This window comes from Acinetobacter lwoffii, assembly GCF_029024105.1.
Classification (GTDB): domain Bacteria; phylum Pseudomonadota; class Gammaproteobacteria; order Pseudomonadales; family Moraxellaceae; genus Acinetobacter; species Acinetobacter lwoffii.
This window is the reverse complement of the sequence record NZ_CP118966.1, coordinates 1-11,681: the sequence shown is the minus strand read 5'-3', so window position 1 is coordinate 11,681 and position 11,681 is coordinate 1. Positions and strand designations below refer to the sequence as shown.

The 11,681-nt window shown below is 36.4% G+C and carries 14 protein-coding genes and 1 riboswitch; of the genes, 6 read left to right on the top strand and 8 right to left on the bottom strand.

What is annotated here, in order from left to right; translation table 11 throughout:
• Positions 1–441: 441 nt before the first annotated feature.
• Together PYW33_RS16800 and PYW33_RS16795 are read right to left on the bottom strand one after the other, a co-directional pair.
• Positions 442–1,071 carry a hypothetical protein gene (locus PYW33_RS16800; RefSeq protein ID WP_016807110.1) on the bottom strand — a complete coding sequence of 210 codons (630 nt, stop codon included), beginning with the start codon at positions 1,069–1,071 and terminating at the stop codon, positions 442–444.
• A gap of 12 nt (positions 1,072–1,083) precedes the next feature.
• On the bottom strand, positions 1,084–1,986 hold the full coding sequence (locus PYW33_RS16795; protein WP_016807109.1) for a DUF4747 family protein: 903 nt from the start codon (positions 1,984–1,986) through the stop codon (positions 1,084–1,086).
• 224 nt (positions 1,987–2,210) lie between these two features.
• Between PYW33_RS16795 and PYW33_RS16790 the strand changes: the two genes are divergently transcribed.
• Both PYW33_RS16790 and nadS read left to right on the top strand, forming a co-directional pair.
• Positions 2,211–2,531, top strand: a complete 321-nt coding sequence (locus tag PYW33_RS16790; protein ID WP_016807108.1) for a type II toxin-antitoxin system RelE/ParE family toxin — start codon at positions 2,211–2,213, stop codon at positions 2,529–2,531.
• Positions 2,524–2,796, top strand: coding sequence for a NadS family protein (gene nadS / locus PYW33_RS16785; protein ID WP_004641921.1), 273 nt, complete (start codon positions 2,524–2,526; stop codon positions 2,794–2,796). Before PYW33_RS16790 ends, nadS begins: the two co-directional genes overlap by 8 nt.
• A 504-nt stretch (positions 2,797–3,300) precedes the next feature.
• Here the strand turns inward: nadS and ppa are convergent.
• Both ppa and crcB read right to left on the bottom strand, forming a co-directional pair.
• Positions 3,301–3,825, bottom strand: a complete 525-nt coding sequence (gene ppa, locus PYW33_RS16780) for an inorganic diphosphatase (protein WP_005225406.1) — start codon at positions 3,823–3,825, stop codon at positions 3,301–3,303.
• A 26-nt stretch (positions 3,826–3,851) separates the two neighbouring features.
• A complete protein-coding gene (gene crcB / locus PYW33_RS16775; protein WP_005225409.1) occupies positions 3,852–4,232 on the bottom strand; it encodes a fluoride efflux transporter CrcB in 381 nt (126 codons plus the stop codon).
• Positions 4,233–4,348: 116 nt separating this feature from the next.
• Positions 4,349–4,416: riboswitch (Fluoride riboswitch) on the bottom strand.
• 198 nt (positions 4,417–4,614) lie between these two features.
• On the opposite strand from crcB, the gene PYW33_RS16770 reads away from it, so the two are divergent.
• The gene (locus PYW33_RS16770) at positions 4,615–4,824 is read left to right on the top strand and encodes a hypothetical protein (protein WP_004282305.1); all 210 of its coding nucleotides are present in this window, start codon (positions 4,615–4,617) and stop codon (positions 4,822–4,824) included.
• Positions 4,825–5,076: 252 nt separating this feature from the next.
• Positions 5,077–6,531 (top strand): SulP family inorganic anion transporter, encoded by a 1,455-nt coding sequence (locus tag PYW33_RS16765; protein WP_005225410.1) that lies wholly within the window; start codon positions 5,077–5,079, stop codon positions 6,529–6,531.
• A gap of 206 nt (positions 6,532–6,737) precedes the next feature.
• On the opposite strand, the gene PYW33_RS16760 is transcribed toward PYW33_RS16765, so the two are convergent.
• The 4 genes from PYW33_RS16760 to mobQ all read right to left on the bottom strand — a co-directional run bounded on the left by PYW33_RS16760 (position 6,738) and on the right by mobQ (position 10,970).
• Complete coding sequence (locus PYW33_RS16760) at positions 6,738–6,965, bottom strand: hypothetical protein (RefSeq protein WP_000555568.1); 228 nt, start codon at positions 6,963–6,965, stop codon at positions 6,738–6,740.
• 387 nt (positions 6,966–7,352) lie between these two features.
• Positions 7,353–7,910 (bottom strand): plasmid replication DNA-binding protein, encoded by a 558-nt coding sequence (locus PYW33_RS16755; RefSeq protein ID WP_240664393.1) that lies wholly within the window; start codon positions 7,908–7,910, stop codon positions 7,353–7,355.
• Positions 7,911–7,970: 60 nt separating this feature from the next.
• Entirely contained in the window at positions 7,971–8,921 is a 951-nt protein-coding gene (repM, locus tag PYW33_RS16750) for a replication initiation protein RepM (protein ID WP_005225810.1), read from the bottom strand.
• 612 nt (positions 8,922–9,533) lie between these two features.
• Positions 9,534–10,970 (bottom strand): MobQ family relaxase, encoded by a 1,437-nt coding sequence (gene mobQ / locus PYW33_RS16745; protein ID WP_016807113.1) that lies wholly within the window; start codon positions 10,968–10,970, stop codon positions 9,534–9,536.
• Between the two features lie 208 nt (positions 10,971–11,178).
• On the opposite strand from mobQ, the gene PYW33_RS16740 reads away from it, so the two are divergent.
• Together PYW33_RS16740 and PYW33_RS16735 are read left to right on the top strand one after the other, a co-directional pair.
• Positions 11,179–11,460 (top strand): hypothetical protein, encoded by a 282-nt coding sequence (locus PYW33_RS16740; RefSeq protein ID WP_005098300.1) that lies wholly within the window; start codon positions 11,179–11,181, stop codon positions 11,458–11,460.
• A gap of 29 nt (positions 11,461–11,489) precedes the next feature.
• A complete protein-coding gene (locus tag PYW33_RS16735; RefSeq protein WP_023278714.1) occupies positions 11,490–11,681 on the top strand; it encodes a YqaE/Pmp3 family membrane protein in 192 nt (63 codons plus the stop codon).

Sequence of the window (11,681 nt, the reverse complement as noted above, 5' to 3'; positions counted from 1 at the left end):
ATAGTGTAATTGTATGATTTTTAGATCTGATTGATTTTGTGATTTCCATCACACTTATCCATGAGTGAATGATCAGATTGTGAAGATTATTTGAGCAATAAGTGATTTAATAAATTTTATAACAATAATTATAAAACTCCAGAGGTAAAGAAATTAATCCTCTAATTCTTAGTTAGAAAAATAATTAAAACAAGAATTAGAGGATTTCATTTTTTATCGAATTCACTCTATTTTTTGCCATAAAGCTCCTATCCAACATGGGGGTGGGGCTACTTTTTTGGCTTCGTATAAGAGGTTTTATGTTAAATAAGCTCAAAATAGATTTGGGAATGTGTCAAGACGGTGTGTGAATCGTAATCTCAGCCCAGGAAGCACAATTATCTACTGTCGTGGACGACCGATGCGCGGATCCGTCAACCTGAATTGCTATTCGGCAGTACATTATTTGGATTTTTTTTCTTTTTCTTCCAACAATGCTGTTAATAAAGCATCTAAGTCTTCATCTTCAATTTTGTTAATTTCATCAGTGATAATTGCTATATTGAAAATAGCAAATGTAGCAGCCAGCATTGTAATAATTGAATATACAAAAATTAGAAATCCAAAACCATGTGCAAATACTTTTAGAAAATCTATAACTACTTCGGTACAATGACTATAATTCAATGGATAATTTAACTTTATATAATTCAGAAGCTTACCTATAGAGTTCGCTTTCAAAATTAATAAATAAATGAATGATATAACTTGAAGTATTATAAAGTGAACAAAAGTAGCGTTAACGACTAAAAAGTCAGAATGATGACTATTTTTTTCAAATGATAAGCTTAATAATTTCTTTAACTTAGGATTGCCAACGGATAGCCATACTCCATATCCACCTAACGCGAATCCTAATAAACTAGGTAAACCTGATAGTGGAATCAAGAACCAATCATTCTCGGTAGACCAAAATGAGTAACACAGTAAAGTTATGAGAATAGATGCCCAAAAATAGAAAGATTTTATGATAGCTGTAAAACCACCATATGCTTCCCAGTAAACTAATAAAGCAGTAGGATTTTTTGACATCTATTGTCTCAATTAAATTTCATCTAAATACTTATTTGCCATTAATAGCAAAAATTCTTTCTGAGAAATTTCTTTAGGATAGTAAGCATCTTTAATGATTTTTGGATACTCAGTGGTACTTACAGTTTTCCTTTCTCCATTAGTCATCATAACAGCTTCTACTTCACCATTATCTGCTGCAACACGAGATAAATCTTCCAGTTGTTGATCAGGGTCTAGATATGAGCTTTCTTCAGCAGTTGCGATTACTTGTAACTTTTTTGCTTTGATATCTGCTAAGTGTCCCATGATTCTACCTTTTAAACTTGTTAGATCATCAGGATTTGGCTTATATAAAGTAATATCTAATTTTAATAGTTTTTTAGAAGCTAAGATGCTTTCTACTTGTTTATCATCGGTTACTGCCGTTACATGTCCTGATTGGAAGTTTTCTAAAAAGTCTTCTCTTTTAAATATCGTTTCAAAGTATCTTTTAAAAACAGATATCTGAACGGATCCTGAACTATCTCTTATCTCTGTAACCATCAGATGTTTCTTAGGATAAAAAACAAAATCAAAAAACTTTGCATTTGCTAGGTAATTAGGTGGAATTTTTACTTGAGTATTCGCAGAACTTTCATCAACTATTTCTTTTTCATTAAGGTCAAACCACTCCTTAATATCAATATCAGTACACTTTAAGAGTGTGCCAGTTACACCTTCTAGAGGCTTTCCTTCACTTATTTCTTTAATATCATACAAGTAGATAGAAGTATTATTGCCTATTGAAATAGGTTTCTGGATTTTGTTTTGAATAAAATATAGAAGATCTATATATACCATTGGTGTTTCGTGGGGATGTACCACAATATTAAGACCAGCATAGTAAACTGAACGAGCTCTACCACGTCCTTTAATTCTAGTTTGTTTCCCCATTTCTGTAACTCCAGAATATTTATGAATAACAATAATTTAATTTCAATAAAATACATTAATTTTTATAATTCAGTTCAATTAATATTGAATTTTTAGAAATATAAAAATATTAAGAGCATTTAAAATTAACATCAGACACATTATGCGCAACAAGAGCCTACAGCGCTCGTTTTTTAATTCTAAAACTGCTAAAATTCTTATACGCCATTGACGTACTTGTGCCCATGTTATTCATTGAAACCAGTATTTTTACCAAGCAAATCAAAGAGCTTGTAAGTGATGAAGAGTATCGTCAGCTCCAGCAAGATCTCTTGGTACAGCCTGATAGAGGCGACTTGATCAAGAATGGTGGTGGAATACGTAAAGTACGTTGTGCTCAGGGCAATAAAGGCAAAAGTGGCGGTATCCGGGTGATCTATTATTGGGTCACAGAAGATGATCAGATCTTCTTCCTGGTGGCTTATCCAAAGTCTGTGAAAGATAATCTGACAGACAAAGAAACCTCGATCCTGCGTCAATTAGTGAAGGAGCAATTTCATGGATAACAACTTATTTGATGACTTGGTTGCTTCAATCAAAGAAGCTGGTGCCATTAAACGTAATGAGATAAAGGCCAGTCGAGTTACAGAACTTGAATTGCCGGATATTAAAGAAGTACGTGAGAAAACTGGTTTAACCCAAGCAGAATTCGCTGCACGTTTGCATATTAGCGCAAGAACCCTACAAAACTGGGAACAAGGCCGTCGCTATCCGACTGGTCCTGCAGCGACTTTAATTCGTATCCTGGACGCACACCCGACGCTGATTTAAGAAATCCAAATAATAAAAAACCCCGGTATTCTGCCGGGGGTTTCTATTGTTACTTGCTGCGCTTTTGTACCCTCTGGTCCATGTGCAATAACTTATAATTTTTGTTTTATGTTATGGAACTTCCTGTTCCTGATGAGTTCATCATAGGAAAACTCCAGTTTTCAGAATAGCCGCAAATAGCCGATATTCTTGTGCGTTCTAACCTACAAAATAGCCTAAATTTTATCCCCAGCAATTGGGGATAGTTTTGGAACCTGGATCCGTATGAAATGGGCACTGATTGCTAAATTGATCGTTTTTTAACCAATTTTCTTGGCAAAATGTTACAGATTCGCTTAAAAACTCACCAACTTATTACAAAAGCCGATTTTTTGCTTTTTCTTAGTCATGGCTAAATTTTCAAGTGATTGATATTTAAAATAATATACAAGTGTATTGCGTATAATATCCATTATGTTAAATAGCATAAAAAGGGACCTCAGATTTGGGTCCCTTTTATCTAAATTATTTGTATGCTTGGATAGATTTTAGAATCTCCTGTCTGGCTTCTTCTACATTGCCCCAACCATTAAATTTCATCCATTTACCTTTTTCCAAGTCTTTATAATGTTCAAAGAAATGTTTCATTTGATCTAATTGAAGCTGAGGGAGGTCGCTCAGATCTTCAACATTGTTATATAGAGGTGTGAGCTTAGAATGAGGTACAGCAATGATCTTTGCATCAATACCGGCTTCATCTTCCATATACATGACTCCGACAGGTCTGCTGCGAATTACTGATCCTACAGCAACCGCATGGGGAGCTATTACAAATACATCTAAGGGATCACCATCCTCGCTTAATGTTTGAGGAATATAACCGTAATTGTACGGATATGACATTGCTGTACTTAGAAAGCGATCAACCAATAAAGCATCATATTCTTTATTCACTTCATACTTGATGGGTTTAGCATTTGCCGGGATTTCGATGATGCTATTAAAGTCATCTGGTGGATTAGTACCTGCTTTAACATTTTTAAAACTCATTGTTTTACCTTCTAATATTTAGATTATTAATGATTAGTGAAAAATTGATAGGAAAGTATTCCTAGTACTGTAAAGATTAATGAACCTATTACATGGATGGCTATTGTTGAGATAGCATATTCAAACTTTGAAGCTTGTAGCAACGCAACAATTTCAACTGAAAATGTTGAAAAGGTCGTTAAAGCACCGCAGAAGCCTGTCACAACGAATAACTTATAATTAGGGCTTATTGAGCTATTTGAAAAAAATGATACAGCTAATCCAATAATAAAAGCACCGATTAAGTTAACAATCACTGTCCCGAAAGGAATATTTTCAAATACGCTATTAAATCTTAGACTTATGCCCCAACGAAGCCAGGCACCGATTACAGAACCGAGAGCAATTGATAAAAGAGAAAGATACATGTCTGCTCCTAGTTATGAGCAGCAAAAGATATATAAATAAAGAACTTTATGACGGGAAAACATAGCGTAGCTCCATTTTGTAAAAGCAGAGCACGCGACTACGTACCCTGCTTGAGGGAAACGTAGGTATCATCAGCCAGAATTGGCGGTTTGTGTAAGGAGGATAGCCATCTCCTTTGAGTACTATTATTTAAAAATTGATTAGCTAATTCAACAACCTTCTATTATTAAAATACGTAAGTTTGATACTTTTTTATCTTTAGTTTAGTAAAACTTGAAACTTTTCATTTTTTCTATAATCTTTTTGGAAAGGGTGTCCAGCTAAGCTGAGGCAGGTGTTTGTTGTAGTCGGGCCGCTACAATATTGATAAAGAGCACCTGTATGTTTAATTTCAAGATTTTTAATAAAGTCTCTACGGAAGTATTGACGATCAAAAATGATCTCCAGCTTAATGCTGAGCTGCAATTAATTAATAAATATAAAACGGCTATTTCTGAAGATTATAAACAGGCTATTGTTTTGATCTTTAAAGAACGCGGCTACACACGTTTGGAAATAGGTCAATTACTTGGGGAGCTAAAAGCTTCATAAAATACAGATTAAACAAAGCTTGGATATACATCCAGGCTTTATAAAAAAGTACCTAGCTGTTACCCTTGTCCTGATTTTTTTACTCTAAAAAGTTTCTTCATCTTATGACACCTACGCCACCTTAAGTTTATTTACCTTCTTAAATCTGTAAATAACTCATCACTGTCTAGCTAGTGATGTGGTGTAGTCGCTTGTGTGTTGTATATATCACATCACTAGCCTATCTGAAAAATTAAAAAACAGGCTATGTTTATGTTATCTAATGTCCGAGAACAGTGGTTCTCTAACATCCGTGGGGATGTACTTGCCGGATTAGTCGTCGGTCTTGCACTCATCCCTGAAGCCATCGCATTTTCAATTATTGCAGGTGTAGATCCTAAAGTTGGTCTATACGCATCCTTCTGTATTGCCGTCGTGATTTCTTTCGTAGGTGGTCGTCCTGCCATGATTTCAGCAGCCACTGGCGCAATGGCGCTGCTTATGGTCACATTGGTCAAAGAGCATGGGCTTGAATATCTGCTGGCAGCAACAATTTTGACAGGCGTGATTCAAATATTGGCAGGCTATTTAAAGCTCGCCAAGTTAATGCGGTTTGTATCTAAATCTGTGGTTATTGGATTCGTAAATGCGTTAGCGATCTTAATTTTCATGGCTCAATTGCCTGAACTGATTAATGTGACCTGGCATGTATATGCTTTTGTTGCTTTAGGTTTAGCAATTATTTATCTATTCCCTCTGGTTCCCAAATTAGGAAAATTACTCCCTTCTCCACTAGTCTGCATCATTGCAATCACATTATTGGCAATCGCTTTAGGAATTGATGTCCGGACCGTGGGCGATATGGGGTCTTTACCTGACACACTTCCAATGTTCTTGATTCCAGATATTCCTTTGAATATTGAAACATTGATGATTATTTTGCCTTATTCAGTCGCACTGGCGGCTGTAGGTTTACTTGAATCGATGATGACAGCAACTATCGTGGATGAAATGACTGATACGCCAAGTGATAAATATCAGGAATGTAAGGGACAAGGGATTGCGAATATTGCTTCTGGCTTTATGGGTGGCATGGCCGGTTGTGCAATGATTGGTCAATCTATGATTAACGTAAAATCAGGTGGCCTTACACGCTTATCAACATTCTCTGCGGGCATTTTTCTTCTTATTCTGGTTGTATTTATCAGTGACTGGCTCAAAGTGATTCCAATGGCTGCATTGGTAGCGGTAATGATAATGGTCTCTATCAGTACCTTTGAATGGAGTTCTGTCACTCAGTTAAAAGATAATCCTAAGAGCAGTAATTTCGTCATGATTGCGACGGTGATTGTAGTTGTTGCTACGCATAACCTGGCTTTGGGTGTGTTAACAGGCGTATTACTTTCAGCCTTGTTCCTGGCGAATAAACTTGAAAATGATATCCAGGTGACAGCATCTTTTGAAGGAATGGCCCGTTTATATGAGTTGAGAGGTCAGATCTTCTTTAGTTCTTCTGAAAAATTCATGCAAGGTTTTGACTTTAAAGAGGATGTAAAGGATGTGATTATTGATTTGACCCATTCTCACATTTGGGATGTAACATCAGTCGCCATGCTTGATTCTGTTGTAAAAAAATTTCAAAAGAATGGTGTGAATGTCACTGTGCGTGGCTTAAATGAAGCCAGCTCTATCATGATTGATAAGTATGGAACACATGCCAGAATCTAAGCGCAGGAGATTTTACGTTTATGTAGAATCTCTAAAATTAACACAATACACCTTATACGAAGTCAAAAAAATATATCTATATGATAATTAATGAAATTGTAAAACCTATTCATAATGAACATTATGTAAAATGGAGATGATAGAAGTGTACTCACTAGTACACTTCTATCATAAAAAAGAGAGCTGCCAGCTCTCTTTTTTATGTTTTATTCAAAATGAAGTTGATATTTATCCGTCGTAATCTTGATCTTGAGGTTCTTATATTTTCGTTTTGTGGCACTCAGGGCTGAATCTGTCACTTCTGCATGAAATTTAGGGTCATTCATTAGATCATGAAATAGTTTATATCCAATCAATAACTTACTGGATTTTTTCTTTTCCTTTAGATCATTTTCAATCAACTGATCCAATTCTTTTACAGAAAAACTATGCATATTACCCTCTATAGTATCTTTCTGATAAAACACCATACAGACTTAGTAAGAGAATTTAAAGCTTATTAGATAATTGATATTTATGAAATTGTGAGAAAGATAATATATTAGATTTATCTATTTAAGTTAAGTTTTTCTAAAAATAACATAATACACCTTATACGAAATGCTTGATATTTCTCTTTAAATATCAGTATATTAAAGTAAGCCGTTTTGGAGTATAGGGCACCAGAACGGCTTTTTATTGATTATTCATGTTCCACGCTTAAATATTGAACAATGTTCCACGGTTTTATTCAGTCTTAATAAACCTCATCCGGTTTTTTGGTGAGTCATTATTTCATGTGCTTGCACTGAAATTGGCCCATCAAAAAATTGGAGTCCTGGCTAACCATAAGGAAGAAAAAAACGGCTCAGGAAACCCCTTTTTTTTGGTTCAGGCTCAACGTGTTCTGGAACAGGGATACGTTTATTGTCTTTCTGAGGAGTAGTCAATTCGTCATAGTTTGACTCGGTCTGTGGCCGAGGATCTGTTGCTATATTCGAATTAGTAGATTCATTTAGTTTATTAATATTTTCTTGTTTTGGCTGTTCTAAGGTGCCTTTAAACTCAATTCTATGAGTAAGATCTTCAATATGTTGCATCAAAGACTTTTCTCTTTGATTTGCTAAATCTAACTGATTTTTGAGTAAAGAAATTTGATCTTTTAATACACTTTCAACCTCAGATTGAACGTGTACTTGTACATCCTTCTGAACTTGTTCAGTACGTGTACTGGACTGAACACCGACTGGATTGCCATAAACTCTGATAAGTTCAGATAAGTCTATAAGACCATCATGATCTCTTGATAATTCACCATTTTTTAAAGCCTCATATATTGTTGTACGTGATTTTTTAAAGGCTTTACTTGCATCCATGACGCTGAATTTTGTTGTGTTCAATGTAATCCCTCAGTGCGTGTACAAGGATGTTCATGTGAACATCCAATCTGAACATGAAGTTTATTTTGTATTAAATCCTACTTTCTTTAGATATGGCAGTAATTCTTCAATTTTAAGTGGATCCTGCAACATTTCGGCAATGCGAACAGCAAATTGAGAGTAACTTTCTGTACCTTGAGAATATTTATTCATCTCGGTAAGCTCAGAGAGTTTATTAGCAAAAAGATAACGTTGCGAATCAGTCATTTTTAAAACTATAGGTTGTATAGCTATATCTGACTTCTTTGGTTGCTTTCTAATTTTATAGGTAAACTCAAATCCTATAATTTTTTTCCCTGCCTTCTTATTAGTATATTGAAGGTTATATATATCGCAGGCTTTGCTCTTATTTATTTGAGTGACAGCTAAGTCCAGGACATTGTCTTTTAGATTTGACATAGTTTTATATTTATTTTCGATACCGAACCTAGATCGAAGATCGTCCAACTCTAGAAAAACTTTTTGCTCTTTATAGTTCTGCACTTCTTTAAGAATTTCATATAAGCGATTGGCATATTGGCTGCTTAAATCAACCGTATGTTGAAGATCAATTTGAGTAAATTTATTAGCTAGCTCACTTACAAATGGTAAGACGTCATTAGCAAATTGAATTTCAATTCTAGCTTCACCTTCAAGATATCCCTTCATTTGAATAAATCTATATGTTCTAACGTGTTTTTTAGTATTTGAGATTTCTCGCTCTAATGTGAACTGGCGTTCAAATAAAGTATCTACAGCCGTTCTAAGGGCTTTATAACCGCCATCTATGGTGTCTGAAAACAGATCTGCATATTCATGAGCTGAAATGGTAATTGGTACATTATTATCTAATGTAATCTTATTAGAACGAATTTTTGATAAAGCGATATTGAACAATCTATGCTCAACAACAGTCATTTTATAATGAGCTTTTACTAAATCATTTGCTTTAGAGACAAGAATCGACATGTCTAAATTTTCTGAACGGCTCATTCTTATTTCCCTATAAACATTATATGGATTTACCAAAATCTAGATAAATTTTTCACTTAGGGAATCATCATAACAATACTCATTTAAATAGTAAAATAAAAACCTATGTTTATGCGGATAAAACCTATGTTTGAAACGGATAAAACCTATGTTTGAAACGGATAAAACCTATGTTTATACGGATAAAACCTATGTTTGAAACGGATAAAACCTATGTTTATACCACCATAATATATTGAAAACAAAAAAGAAAAAATGCTTCAAATATTAAATATTATAAATATAAAATAAAAAAGAAAATTCATGAAAATTGCCCTTGGTTTTCGCTACGCTCAAACTCTATTGAATCTCGCTTTCGCTCGATTCGTCGGGGCAATTTTTGGTTCATATTGTCGTGAATTTAAGAAAAAGCAAAAGCAAGATCAAAAGCAGCTCGGAATTCGCTTCGCTCATGAGCTTTTTTTCTCGCTACGCTCGATTTAGGAATCAAACTTGGAAAGTTCGCACCCATGCGGGATGCTCTGTCATGCAGGTGATTGATGGATAGGGAGCTTGTAATCAGGGAAAGGGATGGGCAAATTTTTTCAGTTCGCTCGTAGACACTCGCTCTGTTTAGCGACTCATGCCACGAGATTTCATTTTAGGCGCATGTTGCTGTGCTTTGAGCTGTTGTTCCTGTCTGAGTTTCATCTGTTGTTCTGCTTTGATCTCATCCACACATTTTTTAATGACTTGATAGGATGGGTATAGAGTCTGGTATTGCTTGGCTTTGGCTGGATGTTGTTGTTGGTACTGCTTCCAGGCATGTTCTTTAAACTTTTCATTTTCCAATAAATCCTTCACACCATGTTTTTTCTGGTGTTCATGCTGACCTTTCAGCTTTTTGTGTTCCTGGTAAATCGCATCACGTTGGGCTTCCCAAGCTTTTTTTCCAAACAGTAAGGGTTTGTTCTGGGTTAATTCATTGTGTTGATCGACCAGACTTTGCAATTTGTCATGACTTTGCTTAAGTCCGTTTTTCACGATCTCCTGGGCAAGCTGCTGATTGAACTCGTTTTGATGTTTGTGGTGCTTGGTCAGGTTTATTTCGGCTTGTTTGAGATTGCGCTGCATAAAATCTAGGTCTAGATTCGCGTCTTTTGCGCTGATTTCGCGTTTTAGCACTTTGCCAAGGGTTTCCCTCTGTTTTTCTTCAAACAGGGCTTTTTCGTCGATTGGTGGCGTTTTAGCGCTATTTTCGATCTGAGTCTGTTGTTCTGTTTTCAGTGTGCTGAGTTTGATCTCATTTTCAGCAATCAGCAGATCCATATTTTTGCTGTATTGCAGCTGAGCCTGATTTCTCTGTTTGATTTCGTCATTGCTTCGGCTGATTTCGGTCTCAATCCCTTTTCGGCGCAGTTCGGTGACTTTCGGCCCTTCGTGCAGCGTGGCTTCTAAACCATTCTCCTGGTCTTTGTAGCTGCGGTGGTCGACTCGGGCAGTGTATCCAGCCAGATCCAGGTGCATATTGCAGATATCGGCAAAGTGTTCGCGCCAGTGTTCGATTTCTCCACTGTGTTTCTGATCCAGTTCCCGGGTTTTCTCGGTGAAGCCTTCCTGAGTAAGTTTGCGTGTGCTCATCAGGATATGCGCGTGATAATTGCGTTCATCACTACCAGATCCAGTATGCGGTGCATGAATACAGGCATCGATGGCCACCTGATGTCTGTCCACGATACTGGCGCATAGCTCTTCGAGCATGGCCAGGCGTTGTTCCTGATTTAATTCACTTGGAAAAGCGATTTCAAATTCTCGGGCAACTGTCGAGTTTTTTCGGGTTTCCCGTTGTTCAACTTCGTTCCAGAGTCTTTCCCGGTTTTTTAAATGTTCTGGTGCGCCTTCGGGTAAATAAATTTCTTTATATTCCACACCTGTTTTTCGGCTGTAATCATGTTCTCGGCCCTCACGTTCACAATAGATCTTTTCACCTGCCCGATAGGCAATCGCAGCAGTAGCGGAACGCCCTGCTGATCGTGCTACGGTTTTGACTGAAAAGTGGTAAATCGCCATGCCTATTTTCGCTTTTAAATTTTCACGTAGTGAAATACAACCGTGGATACGGTTGTCGGGGTATTGGGGAGACCCCAATCGGACTTGCAAACGAAGTTTGCATAAGTGCGCTCTTCGAGGAAAACATTACTATACATATAGCACCTTGAATGCATATTCAAGTGCGCTTATGTTAGGGATGGTTTCCCAGAATGATGGTATTGGATTAATGAGCGTTACTGAAACACTAGACAGCAAAATCAAGGCACAGGAAGAAAAGCTAAAGCAGTTAAAGGCTCAAAGACAGGCAGCACTGGCAAGAGAACGTGCCAAAGAGAAAGAACAGCTACGCAAGGACGATACCAGACGCAAGATTTTAATTGGATCCTGCATGTTGAAGATTACCGAAGATGATGAACAAGCCAGAGCAAAACTGATTGCTCAGATGGATAAGTATTTAACGGATGAAAGAGATCGTAAGCTGTTTGATCTGTCGGCAGTTAATTATTAATTTTTTGAAAAAATACATAGGAATTTGAAATGAGATTGCTAATTGCCTTAATTTTTCCCTGGCTGCTGTTTTTCACCATAGGACGACCATTTGCAGGCATCATTTGTTTGGTACTCCAGATTACAGTTTTAGGTTGGATCCCGGCTGCCATCTGGGCGGTCTATGCTTTGTCGCAATACAAGACTGATCAGAAAATTAAAAGAACAATTCGCTCATCATAA

Excerpts from the sequence above, each read along its gene's own strand:
- PYW33_RS16800 (WP_016807110.1), bottom strand. The coding sequence starts at position 1,071 with ATGTCAAAAAATCCTACTGCTTTATTAGTTTACTGGGAAGCATATGGT.
- repM (WP_005225810.1), bottom strand. The coding sequence starts at position 8,921 with ATGAGCCGTTCAGAAAATTTAGACATGTCGATTCTTGTCTCTAAAGCA.
- PYW33_RS16735 (WP_023278714.1), top strand. The coding sequence starts at position 11,490 with ATGAGATTGCTAATTGCCTTAATTTTTCCCTGGCTGCTGTTTTTCACC.
- ppa (WP_005225406.1), bottom strand. The coding sequence starts at position 3,825 with ATGAGTTTTAAAAATGTTAAAGCAGGTACTAATCCACCAGATGACTTT.
- PYW33_RS16770 (WP_004282305.1), top strand. The coding sequence starts at position 4,615 with ATGTTTAATTTCAAGATTTTTAATAAAGTCTCTACGGAAGTATTGACG.
- PYW33_RS16760 (WP_000555568.1), bottom strand. The coding sequence starts at position 6,965 with ATGCATAGTTTTTCTGTAAAAGAATTGGATCAGTTGATTGAAAATGAT.
- PYW33_RS16790 (WP_016807108.1), top strand. The coding sequence starts at position 2,211 with ATGTTATTCATTGAAACCAGTATTTTTACCAAGCAAATCAAAGAGCTT.
- PYW33_RS16740 (WP_005098300.1), top strand. The coding sequence starts at position 11,179 with ATGAGCGTTACTGAAACACTAGACAGCAAAATCAAGGCACAGGAAGAA.
- mobQ (WP_016807113.1), bottom strand. The coding sequence starts at position 10,970 with ATGGCGATTTACCACTTTTCAGTCAAAACCGTAGCACGATCAGCAGGG.
- PYW33_RS16795 (WP_016807109.1), bottom strand. The coding sequence starts at position 1,986 with ATGGGGAAACAAACTAGAATTAAAGGACGTGGTAGAGCTCGTTCAGTT.
- nadS (WP_004641921.1), top strand. The coding sequence starts at position 2,524 with ATGGATAACAACTTATTTGATGACTTGGTTGCTTCAATCAAAGAAGCT.
- crcB (WP_005225409.1), bottom strand. The coding sequence starts at position 4,232 with ATGTATCTTTCTCTTTTATCAATTGCTCTCGGTTCTGTAATCGGTGCC.
- PYW33_RS16765 (WP_005225410.1), top strand. The coding sequence starts at position 5,077 with ATGTTATCTAATGTCCGAGAACAGTGGTTCTCTAACATCCGTGGGGAT.